This window comes from Phyllobacterium sp. SL163 (assembly GCF_049896885.1).
Lineage (GTDB): Bacteria > Pseudomonadota > Alphaproteobacteria > Rhizobiales > Rhizobiaceae > Phyllobacterium > Phyllobacterium calauticae.
Map to the genome: position 1 here is coordinate 377,275 of NZ_JAFCVE010000005.1, position 17,242 is coordinate 394,516.

The window sequence follows — 17,242 nt, forward strand, 5'->3', positions numbered from 1 at the left end:
CCTGGCGACCAATTGAACAAACAAGGAGCACCGAGTTGAATATCACCGACCTCAAGCCTCTCACCGTGGCGGCTGTCATCGCCCTGGCTGCCGGCGACGCCCGCGCGGATGATTACCGGAAAAACCCCTATACGCTTACCTACGAAGGCGCCATCACTGAAAACGTAGCCGGCAAAGTCAACATTCATCCGGTCAAATACAAGTTGAACGGACTGGACATTGCGGCGAACGTCTATACCCCGCCCGGCTACACCCCCAACCAATCCTATGCAGCAATTGTCGTGGCTCACCCGAACGGCGGCGTCAAGGAACAGACCGCGGGGCTTTACGCTCAGCGTTTGGCCGAGCAGGGCTACGTTACCATTGCGGCAGATGCAGCATACCAAGGTGGCAGCGGTGGCGAACCCCGCAACGTTGACAAGCCGTCCAACCGCATTGAAGACATCCACGGGATGGCGGACTATATCACGCACTATGCCGGCGTTGACGGCTCCCGCCTAGGGTTGCTGGGTATTTGCGGCGGTGGTGGTTATTCACTGGCTGCCGCCAAGACCGACAAGCGCTTTCAGGCTATCGCCACGCTGAGCATGTTCAACTCCGGCCGCGTGCGCCGCAACGGTTTTGAAGATTCACAGCTAAGCAGTCTTCAGGAGCGTCTCCAGCAGGCATCGGAGGCCCGCGCGCAGGAAGCCACCGGCAACATCATCTACGCCAATGCCACGCCGCTGACCGACGAGCAAATTGCCAAGCTGCCGTTCGAAATGTATCGCCAGGGCACCGAATACTACCAGAAAACCAACACACATCCTGGCTCCTCTGCGCGCTATACGCTGAGCAGCCTGCTCGATCTGGCGCGGTTCGACGCAACGGACCAGATCGATCTGATCAACAAGCCCCTGCTCATGATCGCGGGCAGCAAGGCTGACAGCCTCTACATGAGCGAAGACGCATTCGCGAAAGCAACCGGAACGACCGACAAGGAGCTGTTCAAGATCGAAGGCGCGACACATATCGAGACCTATTGGGTGCCCGAGTACGTCAACGCCGCGATGGGCAAGCTGGCGCCGTTCTTCAACAGAACGCTCGAAGGCACGCGCGGCTAACGAACGAGGCCGGCCCCTGAGCCGACCTTGTCCCCTCCCCCAGTGTTGCGGCTTCATTCAGGACCCTCGAGATGAACACTTTACTCACATATGCGACCGGAGCCGCCATCGCGTTCAGCGCTATCGCTCTTGTCGGCTTGCAGGTTCACGCGGAAACCAACCGCGTCAAATTTCCCGAAAACCTCGACAAGCTGGTGCATTATACCGGCCGTCAACGTGGTGAATCCGTCACCCATATCAAGACCACACAAAACGTAATCGACACGATCAAGGCCGGAAAGCCCGTGCCCGATGGCGCGCAGTTCGTCCTGATCGACTATCGCAATGGCGAGCTTTACCGGTATTTCGTCATGGAAAAGGGCGCCAATTGGGGCGCTGACTATGACGACACCCGGCGCACGGGTAACTGGCAGTTCCAGTGGTACTGGGCCGATCGCACGGTCAACAAGGCTGAGAACACCAACCGCCGTCAGTCCTGCCATCAAGGTGCCAGCGGCAATGATTTCCTGTTCACCCACAGCGAAATCCAGGCCTTCGACGGGACGCCGGTGAACTGACGGTCATGCCCCCTACCTTCCTTCTGCGACTGGCGATTGACTTTGCGGCGGTGGGCCTGCTCATGCTGGCCCTCGCCTATTACTGGCTTGGCAACACCGTTCATGAGCTGGCGGGTTCTGCTGTCTTTGTGCTCGCCGCGATACACAACGTCTTCAATCGACGTTGGTGGGGCACGGTCGCGCGCACCCGGCGCGAAGCGAGTGGATTGATATATGGCGGCATCAATCTGGTGCTGTTGGTCGTCGTCGCAACTGTTGTGGTGACCAGCCTTATGATCTCCCGGCTGGTGTTCGCGTTCCTTCCCCTGGATGGCGGCTTTACCGCCAGGCAGATCCATACTGCTGCAGCCTATTGGCTTCTGACTATCGTCTCGCTGCACATCGGTTTCCGCTGGTCGGTTGTGATGCACGCTGCCCGAACCCTGTTCGGCATCAAGACTTCCGGTAGAGGCCGCACGATCGCCTTGCGACTGCTCGCTGCTGCCATGGCGCTGTATGGCGTGCAGAGTTCGGCAGATCTGGGGCTAGGCGATAAGCTCCTCATGCGAGTATCGATGGATTTATGGGACTTCAATGAATCGACTGCCGGCTTCTTTCTTCGCATTGCGTCCATCGTCGCACTCCATGTCTGGATAGCCCACACGACGCGCATACTGATCCAGAGGATCGCCAGACGTCGCCACGCAACTTAAACGCGGTTGCGCCCTCGGCCCATACGAGGCGCTCCTTAATGCGCTCGGCAACGGGAACACGGCAATTGTTATCGCGTGTCTGCTCCACCAGCCGCCAAATTGTCGACGAATGACTGGAACGAAGTGGTCACGTAGCGTGTGTTGACGATCCAGTTTTTCTCGATCGTCAGATTGTCGCTCCAGACGTCTCGGACAAAAAAGTAAACCTTGCCGTCCCGATGATCGACGCAATAATAATTCCCGCCCCAATCAAAGGCAAACTGGATGAGATGGGGTGGCAATTGCTGTTCTGACCATTCCCTTTTGGTTCGTCCCTCAGCAGTAAAATCCGGATCGTCACCAAAGCGGTCGCTATAGCGAAACGGGATGAAGTCGCGAACTTCATTATCATCCCATTTCCCTTCCGGATCGACCCAAACGGATCTTTCCGGTGTTCCGCCATTGTGATCGATATAATGCGCCTTCAAATCGTCGGGAAGTTTTACGGACAATTCCTGTTCTACCGAAATGAAATCCTCGAGCGTCAGAGCTTTTTCACAATTGCTGAAACCGTTTTCACCCCTAACAATATCCATGCCATCTGTTCGAGTGCGAGGGTTCTGCCCGGCAAGATCCATGACCAAAGCCCGTATCTTGATTGCTTTTTCAAAATGGTTGAGTTGGTGGATTCGTATCCACCATTCCGCGGCCTCCATCAGAAGCTCGGGGTCATCATTTTTATTGCCAAAAAACGAATAGAACGAGAGGCCCACGCCGGAGCCTTTTTCGGATATCTTTTGATCACAGACCTCAACTATCTTTTTTTGCAGAATGGCTCTCACGAAACGTTCTCCATTGAATATCCAGATCTTTGCGACAGCAGATAGAGAAATGTGGGGCACTTCGATCCCCGCGAAGGTAGCTGCGGCGGAACTGTACACCCTTGAAATCCACCATCGTTGATATCCCATCTCAACTGATCACTCTGTGACACAAACCATCAAGGAAGAAAACTTTGCGACAGAGCCATTAAAATCGGCCACGCTCCACTGGAGGAAGGTCGGAAGGCAAGGTTCGCAGCCCACTCAAAATCGTTTTTGATCATTTTCTGTTCAATGTTGTCAGGGAGATATTTGACGGGTTTTGCGATGTTTGGCATCGCAAGCACAGCGTAGCCAACATTATACATTTCAATGGCTTTACGCGTCAGGATCCAGCCAATCAGGGTCTTGGCTGCCTCCTGCTTGGCAGTGCCTGCTACAATAGCCGATGCTTCCATATCCCAACCCTTTTTATGTTGTTATACTTTGCATAATGTGACTTAATGTGGCATTATTTCATGCTCAACCGTTGGAGCTGACCAGTGCCCATCAAGATTCCTTCGCATGCCCGCATCGTTATTGTCGGAGGCGGTGCTATCGGCACCAGCATTGCCTATCACCTTGTCAAAGCAGGCGAGACGGATGTGGTCGTTCTTGAAAAGAACGTGATCACCGCTGGCTCGACCTGGCATGCAGCCGGTCTGATGGGCCAACTGCGCAGCAAGGTGAACCTGACGCGGCTGATGCAATACAGTGCCGAACTCTGTTCCAAAATTGGTGCCGAGACGGGGCAGGACGTCGGCTGGAAGAATGTGGGTAGTTTGCGCTTGGCAGCCTCCGACGAACGCTGGGAAGAATTAAAGCGGGCAGCCACCGCTGCCAGGAGTTACGGCTTCGACATGGAGCTTGTCGGACCTGACGACGTGAAGCGACTGTTTCCGCTCGCCGATACCAAAGACTTACGCGGCGCGACGTGGATTGCCTCGGACGGGCACGTCGACCCTTATTCACTGACACACGCCTATGCAAAAGGCGCCCGGGCAGGCGGGGCACGCATTGTTGAGGGTGTGACGGTTACAGGTTTTACGATCCGGGACCGTCGCATCATCGAGGTTCAGACATCGGACGGCAATATTGGCTGCGATGTCGTCGTCAACGCTGCAGGCCTCTGGGCTCGTCAATGCGGCGAGCTTGCGGGTATCGATCTGCCTGTAACAGTGCTTGAGCACGAGTATTTCGTTACCGATAAATCCCCCCTTGTGCCCGATGACCTCCCAACGTTGCGCGATCCCGATGCCAATTTCTACGTCAAGCCGGAACCCGGTGCCATGGCCATCGGCGGTTGGGAAAAGGAAACGCGGGCTGCCTATGGACTTGGCAAGCTGCCTATGAGCTTTGGGCAAGAACTGTTTGCTGATGATCTTGATCGTATCTCTGACGTGATTGAAGGCGCTGCCAACCGCATTCCAATTTTGGGTGAGCTTGGCGTACGCACCGTCGTCAATGGACCAATTCCCATCTCGGCTGACGGTGAACCTGTGATGGGTCTTGCAGGCAATCTCGATAATTTCTACATCGCCTGCGGCTTTACATCTGGCATCGCCGCTTCCGGCGGCGCGGGCCGTGCCATAGCCAACTGGATCCTTGAAGGCGATCCTGGCATGGACCTCTGGGCATTTGATCTGCGCCGGTTTGGCCAACCGCATACGGGGCTTGCCTACCTGCGCGACAGCGCCATTGAAGCCTATTCAAAATATTATGCGATCGCCTGGCCGGAAGAAGAGCGCTCGGCCTGCCGCCCGCTGCGCCGTTCGCCGCTTTATCAAACCCTTGCCGATCATGGGGCCGTTTACGGCGCAAAGTTCGGCTGGGAACGACCGAATTATTTTCTCAAGCCTGGTCAACAGAAGCCGCCGCTCGAAACATTCGAGCGTACACCCAACCGCGAGGTCATCAGCCGTGAACACCGCCTAGTCAGGGAAGGTGTTGCACTCATCGATCAGTCCTCCTTTACAAAGTTCGAGATCTCCGGACCGGGTGCATTTGCCTATCTGCAATGGCTTGCCGCTGCCAATCTGGATCGCGGGACAGGAGCCGTCATTTATACACAGCTTCTCAACAAGCGTGGTGGTATCGAGGCTGATCTGACGATCATGCGTCCGCGCGATGATGTGTTTTATGTGGTGACCGGCTCGGGATTTGGCACGCGTGACGGCAACTGGATCCGCAGCCACATGCCGCGAGATCGCTCGGTCATGATGCAGGATGTGACAAGTGCCTATGGCGTCATCAATCTTTGCGGGCCACTTTCCCGGAAGGTGCTCGCCAAGGCGAGCGAGGATGATATCGACAACGAAGCCTTTGCGTACATGACCTGCCGAAATATCCGCATTGGCTGGGCACCGGTGATGGCAGCGCGCGTGACCTATGTCGGCGAACTTGGCTGGGAACTGCATATCCCCGTGGAATACATGTCTTATGTCTATGAAACCCTGCGGACAGCGGGTGCAGAGTTCGGCATTGCCAATGTCGGCTACAAGGCGATCTCCAGCCTGCGCATGGAAAAGCGCTACCTTTATTGGGGAGCAGATATCACCCCCGATGACACACCATTCGAAGCTGGTCTTGGCTTTGCTGTTTCCCTGAAGAAAGGCGACTTTCACGGGCGGGACGCGCTGATTAAACAGCAGGAACGCGGCATCCAGCGCAAGCTCGTTTGTTTCCGCCTTGATGACCCTCTGCCCGTCTATGGCGGGGAAGCCATGATCGCCAATGGTCGGAGTATCGGCATGACGACGAGCGGTGACTACAGCCACACGACCGGAGCTTCCTTGGTATTTGGCTATCTTGCCGGCGATGATATGGCTCTCACCGAGATGGACGTGGAAGCCTTTGGCCGCCGTAGCCGGGCAATACGTGTCGAACGCTGCATCTACGATCCAACTGGCGAGCGCATACGGCAATGAACAAGCACACAGGGGAGGCATCGCAGGTAAAGACGCATCTCGACCGCCTCTCCTATGATACAGCTATCGATCCTGGGCTAGGTGCACACACAGTCGTCAGTCTGCAGACCAAACCGACGGTGTTTACCGTGCTCCTGTTCCCGGGATTCTCGCAATTATCGTTGTCTTCGATGATCGAGCCCCTGCGTGTGGCCAACACATTGCTCGGTCTGGAGCAATTCCGATGGCGGCTCGTGAGCATTGATGGTCAGCCGGTAAAGTGCGCCAGCGGCTTCAGCATTGGCGTTGACGGTGACTTTCACACTGAACGCACGAACGTTGAAATGTCCCGTGTTCCCGACCTCATGCTGCTGTGCGCAGGTGAAGGTATCGAGGCCCAATGTTCGTCCGAGGTCAGCGCCTTGCTGAGGCTATGCGTGCGCCAGAAGATTGTGATCTATGCGCTTGGAACGGCAACATGGCTCCTCGCTCAGTTGGGTCTCTTGAATTCCAGCCGATGCACCATTCATTGGAACAAGATCCCCGCTCTGTCTGAAACCTTCTATGGACTGAATGTCAACGACGCATTGTTTATGCAGGATGGCCCCTTTGTCACCTGTGCCGGAGAGTTCGCGGCTTTCGATCTCGCCATCGACTTGCTGAAACGGCGCTGCAGTCCGGAAACCGTTGCCAAGGTCTGTCAGCACGTCATCGCAGATCGTGGCCGGGCGGGCGACGCATATCAGTATATTCCGCCGGGACTGCAGTACACCGGCAAGAACGAAAAACTCATTCAGGTTATTCGTATCATGCTGCAGAACATTGAGATGCCCACCGCTCTCGATGACATTCCCCAACAGATCGGCTTATCGAGACGCCAGATCGAGCGGCTTTTTCAGCGCAATCTCGGCACAACACCGGGACAGTACTATCTGTCACTTCGGCTCGCCCGGGCACGGCAACTGCTGGTATCAACCAACCTTTCCATCACCAGTGTCGCGATGGCCTGCGGGTTCAGTTCATCGTCGTACTTTTCCAACTGCTTTCGCAATGAATTCGGATTGAGGCCGCACGAGGTTCGTCTCTGATCGGGAGATAGACGTCCCGAGAACTATCAGAATTCTGTCATATCGGTCCTGATCGCATCGCAATGAAATCCGATCCTGCGTACTGCCGTTATGAAAGGAAATGTGAATTATGTCGGAAGCGGCGAGTGTTGAGACAGGTACTATCTATATCTTCGGGCCATTGATCGTACTGTGCATGCTGCTTCCAATCCACCACAGGCGCCATACTTTCCTTGCCTCGTACTGGAGCTTGCTCGGCATTACTATTCTTGCGTCACTTCTGATCGACGCCGTTGCCAACTCCTCCGCAACTATCGGCAATGATGGAATTCTTTGCAAGCCAATTGCTGTTATCGTCATGTCTGCCTTCATCCGTGTGATCGCAGCCGTCGGCGTTGTCGTTGGAATAGAATTTCGCTGACCTAGACACATGAGAGCGACACAAAAACGCCCGCGTTGAAAGCGGGCGTCGAACGGCTGTTGGTTCGTTAGTCTCGTGTGATTAGCGAGCGACTGATGCGCGGGCAACACTACGGATATCCGCGCGGTCGATACCCAAATCCTGCAGTTCACGGCTGGACATGCGGCCAAGTTCGGTGACGGTCTGACGGAACTTGAGCCAATTGTTGAAGGAGCGTGCTACGTTCATGATAATTCCCTTTCTGAGGGTTGTCTGACGTCAGCAGCCTTGCTTGGCTCCGGCGTCGTTTCGATGATTGGGATATAGGCCTTTCAATCGGTTTAAAACAGGCACAATCCCTCATTCCACCTATGCATCTGGCGCAATGGTCATGAAGGAAATGAATCTATTGGATCAAGCATCTTCAAATTTTGAATTGGGCTGGGGTTGTCATATTGATCATTCGTCAAATAACTTGCAGTAGTCGAGGTTCATGAATAAGCAGGCCCGACGTACAAAAAATCATCCCTTTTCAATTTCAATATGGTTACAAGATAGCCAATCCCACAGTGAGGCGCTTGACGATCAGGTCTTGAGGGAGCTGCGTTCGAACGTTGTGTTACCGTAACACGCTTCCATTGCTTCAATGCATAATCAATTGTTTACTGGGAGTAACTGCCTTCGATTCTGGAGATTACACCAAGCTTTTTTGACGTCACCCGCCATCAAACCGATAAATCCCGCAAAGCATTCAAGCTGGAATTTCAACTCGATACGGAGAAAGGTGCCATGACCAACTCGAACACCACCGCCAGCAAATCCGGCAAGACGTTCACGGTCGAGGCCGATGCCACCGCCGCCTATTGGCACAACAGCGCCGGCAACAGCCTGCCGCCACCCGACATGATGGGGGCGTATATGCGCAACCGCCCGGTCCTGACCGGGCCGGCTGAACGCCGCAAGGCCTGGATCATCGGCAGCGGCATCGCAGGTCTTGCCGCGGCCTTTTACATGATCCGCGATGGCGGCATGGCGGGCGAAGACATCACCATATTGGACACGATGCACATCGAGGGAGGCTCGCTCGACGGCGCGGGCAATCCCGAGGACGGCTATATCGTCCGCGGCGGCCGCGAGATGAACTGGAACTACGATAATCTGTGGGACATGTTCCAGGACGTACAGGCGCTCGAACTGCCCGAGGGCTATAGCGTCCTCGACGAATATCGGTTGGTCAACGACAATGACCCGAACTTCTCCAAGGCCCGGCTCATGCACAAGCAGGGCCAGATACGTGATTTTTCGACGCTGGGCCTCTCCAAATCACAGCAGTGGGAACTGATCCGCCTGATGTTGAAGCGTAAGGAGGATCTCGACGACATCACCATTGAGCAGTATTTCAGCGCGGGCTTCCTCGAAACCAACTTCTGGTATCTCTGGCGCTCCATGTTCGCATTTGAAAACTGGCAGAGCCTGCTCGAGATGAAGCTCTACATGCATCGGTTCCTCGATGCCATCGACGGGCTCACCGACATGTCGGCGCTGATCTTCCCGAAATACAATCAGTTCGACAGTTTTGTTCGTCCGCTGGTAACGCATCTGCGGGAACGCGGTGTGAAGGTGCAGTTCGACACGCGCGCCTACGACCTCGAAATGACCATCGAAGGCGAGGCCCGCACGGTGACCGCTATCCGTGCTCATGTGGGCGGCGCCGATACGACCATTGCCGTTGGCCCCAAGGATCTGGTCTTTGCGCTGACTGGGTCGATGACCGAGGGCACTGCTTATGGCGACATAGACAACGCCCCGGTGCTCGACCGCGGCAGGCATGACCCGGGCGACGCGAGCGATTGGGCACTGTGGAAGAATCTCGCCCGGAAGTCGCCCATCTTCGGCAAGCCCGAGAAATTCTATGGCAATGTCGACGGCTCGATGTGGGAATCCGTGACGCTCACCTGCAAACCGTCGCCCTTTGTCGAAAAGCTGAAAGAGCTTTCGGTCAACGATCCCTATTCGGGCAAGACGGTGACCGGAGGGATCATCACCTTTACCGATTCCAATTGGGTGCTCAGCTTTACCTGCAACCGCCAGCCGCACTTCCCGACCCAGCCAAAGGATGTTCTGGTGGTCTGGGTCTATGCGCTGCTGATGGACAAGGAGGGCAACTTCGTCAAGAAAACCATGCCGGCCTGCACCGGGCGTGAGATCCTGGCCGAGCTTTGCTATCATCTCGGCATTGAAGATCACCTCGACGATGTGGTGGCAAACACCAAGGCGCGCATTGCGCTGATGCCGTATATCACGGCGCAGTTCATGCCGCGTGCGGCGGGCGACCGGCCCCATGTTGTGCCTGCGGGTTGCACCAACCTTGGCCTGATGGGCCAATTCGTCGAGACGTCAAACGATATCATCTTCACAATGGACAGTTCAATCCGCACCGCGCGGGTCGCGGTCTATACGCTTCTGAACCTGCCAAAACAGGTGCCGGACATCAGCCCGACCCAGTACGATATCCGCTCGCTGCTCAAAGGTGCCCGGGCGCTGAACAATGGCGAGCCGTTTCCAGGCGAACGCCTGCTGCATCGTCTGCTGGACAAGACCTATTATGCCCACATCCTGCCGCCGCTGCCCGAACCCGACGCCGCCAAGCGCGGGACGGCCGAAGGCGAACTGACGGGGCTTCTCGGCAAGGGCAACCAGGCGCTCGGCACTGTGTTCGCTTGGCTGGAAAAGATGCGAGAAAACTTCACCACAAACAAGAATTAGGGTTCGCCAGATGACGCGTTAAACAGCCGATTTCAGCGCGGCTCTCTTTTCAAGGATTGCAGCAGGAGGCTTACCGTAAGCGCAATCCGATCTAGCGGTTTTTCTCCAAGCTGAAGCACTTCCGGAGCGTCGCCACACGCTATGACAAGCTCGGCGCTCAGACCCTGCCTTGCCAGCCCGCTCCGAGGGCAAGCACGCTCCCGGGCCCGTGCACGGCAGCAAAGAACAAACCGGCTACAAAAGTGAAATGGTCGACGAAGAAGCCGAATTCGGCCTGGTTGCTGGCCCAGTGCGACGGGCCGTGGAATGTAAATCCGAGGAAGATAACATAAACGGCCGCGACCATCGCCGCCGGAGTGAAAACGGCGCCGGTCAGGAAGGCAATGACCAGCAGCATTTCGAGGATCGCTGCGCACCAGGCCAGAAACAGCGGGAACGGGAAGCCGGCGGCGGCGATGTAGCTTGCCGTCGCACCCATATCCATGAATTTGAAGGAGACAGCCATCAAAAAGACAGCGGCGAAGATAATTCGGGCAATGAGAATGGCGGCAGTCTGCCAGACCGTTTGAGCGTTTTCCATGATGAACCTCCGGGTTGAAGCGGTTGATGCTGCAAGGACGGCCAACATAGGGGGATTCCGACAGGGCTGGGAAAATTTGTTTTGCCGGTCGCGTCGAGCGGACGCAGTTCAAACTGGATTCTGAACGCCAATCTGCAACGCCGCACCCAGATCCAGCCCAACAAGGGCAAGGCCCATCACGCGCTGAAACGTGCCATCAGCTTTCATCAGCGCGGCGAAATCGGCGACCGTGAAAATCCCATCCAAACGGCCACGGTGGTTCAACCTCATAATCCCCTTTTGCAGTAAAAGAAGCCGCGGACTGGATTACGCTTGGCATGAAGCAATCCACTGTGTTCGACCTCAGGTCAGTTATCAGGCGGCCGCCGAGCCCACCCGAAAGCAGCATTGGCAGCCTCAGCCTCGATTTGACCCTGGAACTTGTCCAGGAAGTCATCTCGCCCGATCTCGCCCAAATCAACTGCCTTTGCTCCACCTGCCGCAATGAATGTCACATCGGTAATACCGATGACGTTCAGGATCAGGCGCAGATACTGGGTTGCGATGTCTCGATCGCGGATTGGGGAACCTTCGGTGTAAACGCCCCCGGAAGCCATAAGCACAGTAGCCCTCTTGAATTTCAATGGGCACTGACGAGAATAGTCCATGTGATGGATCTTGTCGGGCACTACTTGCAGCCGCTGAGGTAAAGGTTTCATTTCTTCAGGGATCGGTTCAGGAAAATGGTTGGTAGACAGAACAAAAGAATCCTCCTCACTCCAAACATAAACAGTGATGGAGCGGGCATTCATTCAACGGCATTGATGCAACAGATATGGTTCAACAGGTTGCTTCGACCGATATTCTATACCGGGTAATAAAAGCATCGTCTGGATGAAACGTGATCGACGTTGCAGTGCCTGCGCGGTTAATCGGATTGGATGCGGCCGAAATGCCGGGACCAAGATCAAAGGCGGCGCAGACTGGCTCGACGCCGAGGGCGAGATGGTTCCCGTTCCATGGATAAGCGCGGCGGCCCCGGTTGCTGTACCAGAGCAGGACACTGGGAAAATGCTCCTTTTGCCAGTGCAATTGCACGCGAAAGCCCTCATCGCGGTAGTGAAGGGCTAGCGAGCCGCCGATATCGGTGAGTTGCAGCAGATCCTCGGCCTGGCCCGCAAACGGCACGCGGGCGGCATCAACCGGTTTGCCCTCTCTGGTCGTCACGCCTTGCAGGGCGGGCCAGCTCGCGTCCTTAGCAAACAGCGTCGCGCCCGGTTCCACGTCGCCGGGAAAGCTGCGGACCGCGCCGTGAATTCCCGGTTCGATCTCGACAGAACCGGTTCGTGGTGAAAGCCGGAATGTGGGATGCAGGCCTATCGGAAGGTTGCATGTCCTTCGAACCTGGACTTCCAGCGTGATGTCAATAGCAGTTGCAGCCGGATCCGGTGTGATGCAGCGCCGCACCGAGCTGACCGGATGTTCGGCGGGGTACTCGCATTGCAGCATGATCCGACTGTCATCACAATCACCCCAGTCCCAATGGGCGTTCGAGCTGTGACCGTGCGGCACGTCGGCTCCGTTGACCGTCTCGCCTGTCGCATTCCAGCCAATGGGCAGCGTGCGCCGGCCATCGCTGCCGAATGGTACGCAAGGCCATTCTCCCCGAAGTTCCCGCAGGATCGGGGGGAGAATATGGCGATCCGGATCATTTCCCCATGGCGCGATATGGAAAGGACTGATCTGTCGCCCATCCGGCAGCATGAAAAGGACGGGCCCGAGCATTGCGCCCAGCGACTGTACGCTCAGGCAGCCATGGGCCCAGGCCAATGCCCGTCTCGTCGTTGGCGTAACGCTCATCCGCAGGCTATTCCGCAGCCATATCGTGGGTAACGGAGCGGGAGGACCCCAGGGCATCGGCGTTTTGCACCAGTGCACGCATATAGCCCAGAGCAAAGGCCTTTCCGGCATGCCAGGATGCCGAGCACGCCATGGCGGGCGTGTGGTCGGGGATCATCACACCCTGATAATTTTCATCGCGCAGGATACGGACGATCTCGGCCATGTCGATATCACCTTCATCCACGAAGGTTTCTACGTAACGCGGCATCTTGCCCCTCACATTGCGGAAATGGATGTAACCGATCCGGCCGGAACGAGCAAACCGGCGTACATGGTCGTAGATATCGCCGCCGGGCATTTCCTGGAGTGAGCCAAGGCACAACTCCAACCCATTGGATGGGGAGTCGACGAGCGCCATCAGCCGATCATACTTTTCCGGACGGTTGACAAGCCGTGCCGTGCCACGCAATTCCTCAGCGGGTGGATCATCCGGATGCGCGGCGAGCACCACCCCCGCTTCCTCGGCAACGGGCACGAGTTCCCGCAGGAAGCGTGCAAGGCGATCCCAGATCTCCGCGTTGCTGGCGGATGCCGGCCGGGCGCCTTCTACGCCGTTGCGGTAGCGCATGTTCCAGACCATGCCATCGGGAATGGGTGCATTCGGATCGGGCGCTGCTGCCGGGTCGACACCGAAGCCTACGGATTCGGCATTGCCGCGCGCGTAAGGACCGCGCGTCCAGCCATAGACGCCCGCGAGCGAGAAATTATAGCCGATACACGGCACACCGGCACGCCCGGCATCGCGGATCAATTGTTTCAGCGCCTCGATCTGCGTGGCGCGTGCTGGTCCATCAAGAAGAATATCGTGCCAGAAGCGCGGCGAGAAATTCTCGATGGCCGCAAGTTCCAGACCGGCGGCGCGTACATCCCGCACCAGGGACGACAGCTCTTCATAGGTCCACAGGCGGTCCCCGGAACAATCACCCCAGCCACCGTCGGTCCCGCTGTCGATCTTGGGGTCCTTTCCGGCGAAGTAATTGGTCAGATGCGCCACAATGTGGGTTGCACCAGCTTGCAGCGCAAACCGGTAATTGTCCGGCGTGAGCTGTTCACGGTAGAGGCCAAGGCCGATTTTCATCTTCGTTTCCTGTTTCATCAGCGGACACCGATACCGGCCGTCAGCCCGCCATCAATGCGGAAGTCCGACCCGGTGATGAAGCTCGCCCGATCAGAGGCGAGGTAGGCCACGAGTTCAGCAACTTCCTCCGGTTCACCGATGCGGCCGATGGGATGGGCTGCCCCGAAGCGGGCAAAGGCTTCCTCCTCGCTCACGCCTTCGCCGCCATAGGTGCGGGCAGCAAGCGACAGAAGAGGTGTGCGGACGGAGCCGGGACTGACCGAATTCACCCGGACCTTGGCACCCGCATGATCGAGCGCCATGGCGCGGGTCAGCGCGTGAATGGCTCCTTTGGATGCGACGTAAGCGGCCACGCTCTGCTGGCATGCATGTCCCTGCACCGAGGAAATGTTGACGATTGCTCCGCCACCGCGTTTGACCAGTTCCGGTATGCCGAAACGGCCAGTCAGATAGATGGAGCCGACATTGACGCCGAGGCACCTGCTCCACGTCTCGAAACTTGTGTCCAGCACGGTGCCGAACGGGTGAACGGCGGCAGCATTGACGATGATGTCGAGACCGCCATGCCGCGAGACGGCATCCGCGACGGCAGCTTTCACCTCCTCTTCCACCGATATGTCGGTCAGCCGCGCGGCCATCGGCAGGTTGCGCTCTTGCGCAATCCGGTCGAATGCGGCGTTGGCCGCCCTGTCGTTGCCGCAGGCCAGCACCCGCGCGCCTGCGGATGCAAGCCTGATGGCGGAGGCAAGACCGATGCCGGAGGTACCGGTGACCAGCGCCGTCTTTCCCGAAAATTCTGTCATATCCATTTCCAGTCCCATTTAACGCACGCGCTCCAGCACCTGATTGAGAAGAACAGCGCCGAGGATGATCCCGCCACGCACGACGTATTGCCAATATTCGCTGACGTTCATGAGCGTCATGCCGTTTGAAATGCAGCCAAGGAACAACACCCCGATCAGGGTTCCCCAGATGCGCCCTTTGCCGCCAAAGAGTGACGTTCCACCGATGATAACAGCCGCGATAACATCAAGCTCCATGCCCGTGGCCGTGGTCCCCGTTCCAGCACCGATCTGCGATGCGATGAGCGTTCCGGAGATCGCCGTCAGTGCACCTGTCAAACCGAGGGTCAAGGCTTTGACTTTCCAGATGTTGATGCCGGAAAGCCGTGCAGCTTCCATATTGCCGCCAACCGCATAGACCTCGCGGCCGAAGCTTGTGTACTTCATCAGGAAATGCATCCCGGCAAAGGTGATCGCCAGAATGTAGACCGGGAAGGGGATGCCGAAGAGATAACCGCCGCCAAGGAAATCAAAGCCGTCGGGGAATGTAGACAGCGGAAAGCCGCCGGTGATGAGATTGGCGATCCCGCGCAGTGCCGCAAACAGGGCAAGCGTGGTGATGAAGGTTGGCACATTGAACCATTGACGGAATTTACCGGTGAGATACCCGAGGCTAAAGCCTACACCGAGCGCCACAAGGAAGCCGAGGATGACGGCATTCCAACCGCCGATCGCATCGGCAAATCTATCTGCGAACCAGGCCACGATGCAGCCCGCCAAGGCAGCGCCTGCACCGACCGAAAGATCGATTTCGCCAGATATGATAACCGCTGTCATGCCGAAGGCGATAATGCCGAGCATGGCAACCGTCCGCAGCACATTCAGAAGATTGGCGACCGAGGCAAAGCCCGGTGCCATCAGAATGAGAAAGACCACAACGCCTGCCAGGATTATCTCCATGGGATAGGCCTTGAGGAAACGTAGGGGTGCACTTTGTCGGCTGTGTTCCGCAGCCTGTGTAACGATTGTCATTGGGAAACCCCTTCCATGCACAGACGGTAGAGTTGAGTAAGATCGAGTTGGGTGGGGTCCACTTCCGCCACCACGGAGCCGTGATGCAGAACGAGAATGCGGTCGGACACTTCCAACACCTCTTCGAGTTCTGTCGATACGAAGATGCTTGCAAGCCCCTCGGCGGCCTTCTGCCATATGATGTCAAAGATCTGGCGCTTGGCCTGCACGTCGACGCCGCGGCTCGGTTCATCGAAGAACATGACGGAGGGACTGGTATTGAGCCATTTGCCAATCACCACTTTCTGCTGATTGCCGCCGGACAGTGACGATACGGGCAATTCCGGATCACCACATTTGATGGTCAGGTCCGCGATCTGCCGCGCGATATGCGGCTGCTCGCGCCGCCGCGAAATGAAACCCTTGCGTGCGATGGGTCCAAGGCTGGCCATGCAGAGGTTGTCAGCCGTCGACAGGGATTGGACAAGTCCGACCTCCTTGCGGTTTTCAGGGGTATAGCCAAGACCGGCGGCGCGCATCTCGCGCGGGCTTGCGCCCGCCATGGCACGGCCGTCGAGCTTGACTGTCCCGCTATCGGCCTGATCGGCACCAAAAATTGCGCGCATGAGTTCGGTTCGTCCCGAACCCAGCACGCCCGCAATTCCAAGGATTTCGCCGCGATGCAGATCGAATGATACGTCGTGAAAATGGCCGGAGCGGCTGAGATTGCGCACTTCCAGCAATGGGTTGTCGCGATTGACTGCCTTACGCGGCGGGCGGGTTGTTCGGGCCGCATCGCCGAACATCATGCCGATGATCTCGGAAGGCGTTGTCGAGCGCATTTCGACAGAGCCGATATAGTGGCCGTCGCGGATCACGGTGCAGGTATCTGCAATCTCGAACAGCTCGCTCATACGATGTGTGATGTAAATCATCGTAACGCCACGCGCGCGCAACCGGTCGATCAGGGCAAAGAGCTGTTTGACCTCCTTTGAGGCAAGGGCTGATGTTGGTTCATCCAGCAACAGGATCGAAGGATTGAAGGACATTGCCTTGACGATTTCGACAACCTGTTGCTGCCCGACGCTGAGTTCCGAAACCGGTTTGCGGGAGTCGATCGTAAGCCCCATATCGGAAAGCAGGGCTGTTGCCTGCTGGTGCAGGCCTTTCCAGTCGACCATGCGCAGCCCGGCCCGGCGCATGTGGGGCAATCGGCCAAGGAAGATGTTCTCACCCACCGAGAGTTCAGGAATGAGCGACAATTCCTGATGGATGGTGACGATCCCGGCATCGAAGGCATCATGTGGCGAGGTGAATGTCTGGTCCTTGCCGTTGACATTGATCGTGCCGGTCGTGGGATCGACAACCCCGGCAAGCAGTTTGATCAGTGTTGATTTGCCTGATCCGTTCTTGCCCATCAGCGCGTGGACACGGCCGGGCGTGAAAATGTGCGTGAACTCTGACAGGGCTACGGTCGTACCATAGCGCTTCGTCACGGATTGAAGCGCCAGCTGCCCGACAGCGCTGCCTGCATGGGGTGTGGAGTGTATCATCGGCAATTTCCGGTTGATCTCGGCGAA

17 protein-coding genes and 2 pseudogenes are annotated in these 17,242 nt (G+C 57.0%); 9 read left to right on the forward strand and 10 right to left on the reverse strand.

Translation table 11 applies throughout. The annotated features are described in order from the left end of the window. Positions 1-41 precede the first annotated feature (41 nt). The 3 genes from ACP7B1_RS13985 to ACP7B1_RS13995 all read left to right on the forward strand — a co-directional run bounded on the left by ACP7B1_RS13985 (position 42) and on the right by ACP7B1_RS13995 (position 2,352). Positions 42-1,103, forward strand: a complete 1,062-nt coding sequence (locus ACP7B1_RS13985) for an alpha/beta hydrolase (RefSeq protein WP_426137044.1) — start codon at positions 42-44, stop codon at positions 1,101-1,103. Positions 1,104-1,174: 71 nt separating this feature from the next. Further along, entirely contained in the window at positions 1,175-1,660 is a 486-nt protein-coding gene (locus tag ACP7B1_RS13990; RefSeq protein ID WP_426137015.1) for a cytochrome P460 family protein, read from the forward strand. A gap of 5 nt (positions 1,661-1,665) precedes the next feature. Continuing rightward, positions 1,666-2,352, forward strand: coding sequence for a DUF4405 domain-containing protein (locus tag ACP7B1_RS13995; RefSeq protein WP_426137016.1), 687 nt, complete (start codon positions 1,666-1,668; stop codon positions 2,350-2,352). A gap of 68 nt (positions 2,353-2,420) precedes the next feature. On the opposite strand, the gene ACP7B1_RS14000 is transcribed toward ACP7B1_RS13995, so the two are convergent. Next, positions 2,421-3,272: a DUF6500 family protein gene (locus tag ACP7B1_RS14000; protein ID WP_426137017.1), complete on the reverse strand. Its 852-nt coding sequence runs from the start codon at positions 3,270-3,272 to the stop codon at positions 2,421-2,423. A 59-nt stretch (positions 3,273-3,331) separates the two neighbouring features. After that, positions 3,332-3,610, reverse strand: a complete 279-nt coding sequence (locus ACP7B1_RS14005) for a hypothetical protein (protein WP_426137018.1) — start codon at positions 3,608-3,610, stop codon at positions 3,332-3,334. A gap of 84 nt (positions 3,611-3,694) precedes the next feature. Here ACP7B1_RS14005 and ACP7B1_RS14010 point away from each other — a divergent pair, with 84 nt between their 5' ends. The 3 genes from ACP7B1_RS14010 to ACP7B1_RS14020 all read left to right on the forward strand — a co-directional run bounded on the left by ACP7B1_RS14010 (position 3,695) and on the right by ACP7B1_RS14020 (position 7,585). Then, positions 3,695-6,118 (forward strand): GcvT family protein, encoded by a 2,424-nt coding sequence (locus tag ACP7B1_RS14010; RefSeq protein ID WP_426137019.1) that lies wholly within the window; start codon positions 3,695-3,697, stop codon positions 6,116-6,118. After that, positions 6,115-7,185 (forward strand): GlxA family transcriptional regulator, encoded by a 1,071-nt coding sequence (locus ACP7B1_RS14015; protein WP_426137020.1) that lies wholly within the window; start codon positions 6,115-6,117, stop codon positions 7,183-7,185. The genes ACP7B1_RS14010 and ACP7B1_RS14015 overlap by 4 nt, the downstream gene beginning before the upstream one ends. Before the next feature lie 109 nt (positions 7,186-7,294). Beyond that, complete coding sequence (locus ACP7B1_RS14020) at positions 7,295-7,585, forward strand: hypothetical protein (protein WP_426137021.1); 291 nt, start codon at positions 7,295-7,297, stop codon at positions 7,583-7,585. 81 nt (positions 7,586-7,666) lie between these two features. On the opposite strand, the gene ACP7B1_RS14025 is transcribed toward ACP7B1_RS14020, so the two are convergent. Beyond that, positions 7,667-7,813 (reverse strand): DUF1127 domain-containing protein, encoded by a 147-nt coding sequence (locus tag ACP7B1_RS14025; protein ID WP_091879693.1) that lies wholly within the window; start codon positions 7,811-7,813, stop codon positions 7,667-7,669. Positions 7,814-8,353: 540 nt separating this feature from the next. Between ACP7B1_RS14025 and ACP7B1_RS14030 the strand changes: the two genes are divergently transcribed. Together ACP7B1_RS14030 and ACP7B1_RS14035 are read left to right on the forward strand one after the other, a co-directional pair. Beyond that, positions 8,354-10,330, forward strand: coding sequence for an oleate hydratase (locus ACP7B1_RS14030; RefSeq protein WP_426137022.1), 1,977 nt, complete (start codon positions 8,354-8,356; stop codon positions 10,328-10,330). 71 nt (positions 10,331-10,401) lie between these two features. Beyond that, a pseudogene (locus ACP7B1_RS14035) lies at positions 10,402-10,497 on the forward strand (IS5/IS1182 family transposase); the annotation flags it as partial. Here the strand turns inward: ACP7B1_RS14035 and ACP7B1_RS14040 are convergent. Further along, a complete protein-coding gene (locus ACP7B1_RS14040) occupies positions 10,488-10,910 on the reverse strand; it encodes a DoxX family protein (protein ID WP_403183518.1) in 423 nt (140 codons plus the stop codon). The pseudogene ACP7B1_RS14035 and the gene ACP7B1_RS14040 sit on opposite strands and share 10 nt — an antisense overlap. A 132-nt stretch (positions 10,911-11,042) precedes the next feature. Here ACP7B1_RS14040 and ACP7B1_RS14045 point away from each other — a divergent pair. Next, a pseudogene (locus ACP7B1_RS14045) lies at positions 11,043-11,141 on the forward strand (hypothetical protein); the annotation flags it as partial. Positions 11,142-11,257: 116 nt separating this feature from the next. On the opposite strand, the gene ACP7B1_RS14050 reads toward ACP7B1_RS14045, so the two are convergent. The 6 genes from ACP7B1_RS14050 to ACP7B1_RS14075 are packed head-to-tail and all read right to left on the reverse strand — an operon-like array spanning position 11,258 to position 17,215. Continuing rightward, positions 11,258-11,701: an NAD(P)H-dependent oxidoreductase gene (locus tag ACP7B1_RS14050; protein ID WP_403183521.1), complete on the reverse strand. Its 444-nt coding sequence runs from the start codon at positions 11,699-11,701 to the stop codon at positions 11,258-11,260. A gap of 28 nt (positions 11,702-11,729) precedes the next feature. Beyond that, positions 11,730-12,749, reverse strand: a complete 1,020-nt coding sequence (locus ACP7B1_RS14055) for a hypothetical protein (RefSeq protein ID WP_403183525.1) — start codon at positions 12,747-12,749, stop codon at positions 11,730-11,732. Between the two features lie 7 nt (positions 12,750-12,756). Next, positions 12,757-13,887 carry a mannonate dehydratase gene (locus tag ACP7B1_RS14060; RefSeq protein ID WP_426137023.1) on the reverse strand — a complete coding sequence of 377 codons (1,131 nt, stop codon included), beginning with the start codon at positions 13,885-13,887 and terminating at the stop codon, positions 12,757-12,759. Further along, complete coding sequence (locus tag ACP7B1_RS14065; RefSeq protein WP_426137024.1) at positions 13,887-14,672, reverse strand: SDR family NAD(P)-dependent oxidoreductase; 786 nt, start codon at positions 14,670-14,672, stop codon at positions 13,887-13,889. Before ACP7B1_RS14065 ends, ACP7B1_RS14060 begins: the two co-directional genes overlap by 1 nt. 18 nt (positions 14,673-14,690) lie before the next feature. Next, entirely contained in the window at positions 14,691-15,683 is a 993-nt protein-coding gene (locus ACP7B1_RS14070; protein ID WP_426137025.1) for an ABC transporter permease, read from the reverse strand. Continuing rightward, positions 15,680-17,215, reverse strand: a complete 1,536-nt coding sequence (locus tag ACP7B1_RS14075; RefSeq protein WP_426137026.1) for a sugar ABC transporter ATP-binding protein — start codon at positions 17,213-17,215, stop codon at positions 15,680-15,682. The genes ACP7B1_RS14070 and ACP7B1_RS14075 overlap by 4 nt, the downstream gene beginning before the upstream one ends. Positions 17,216-17,242: the final 27 nt, after the last annotated feature.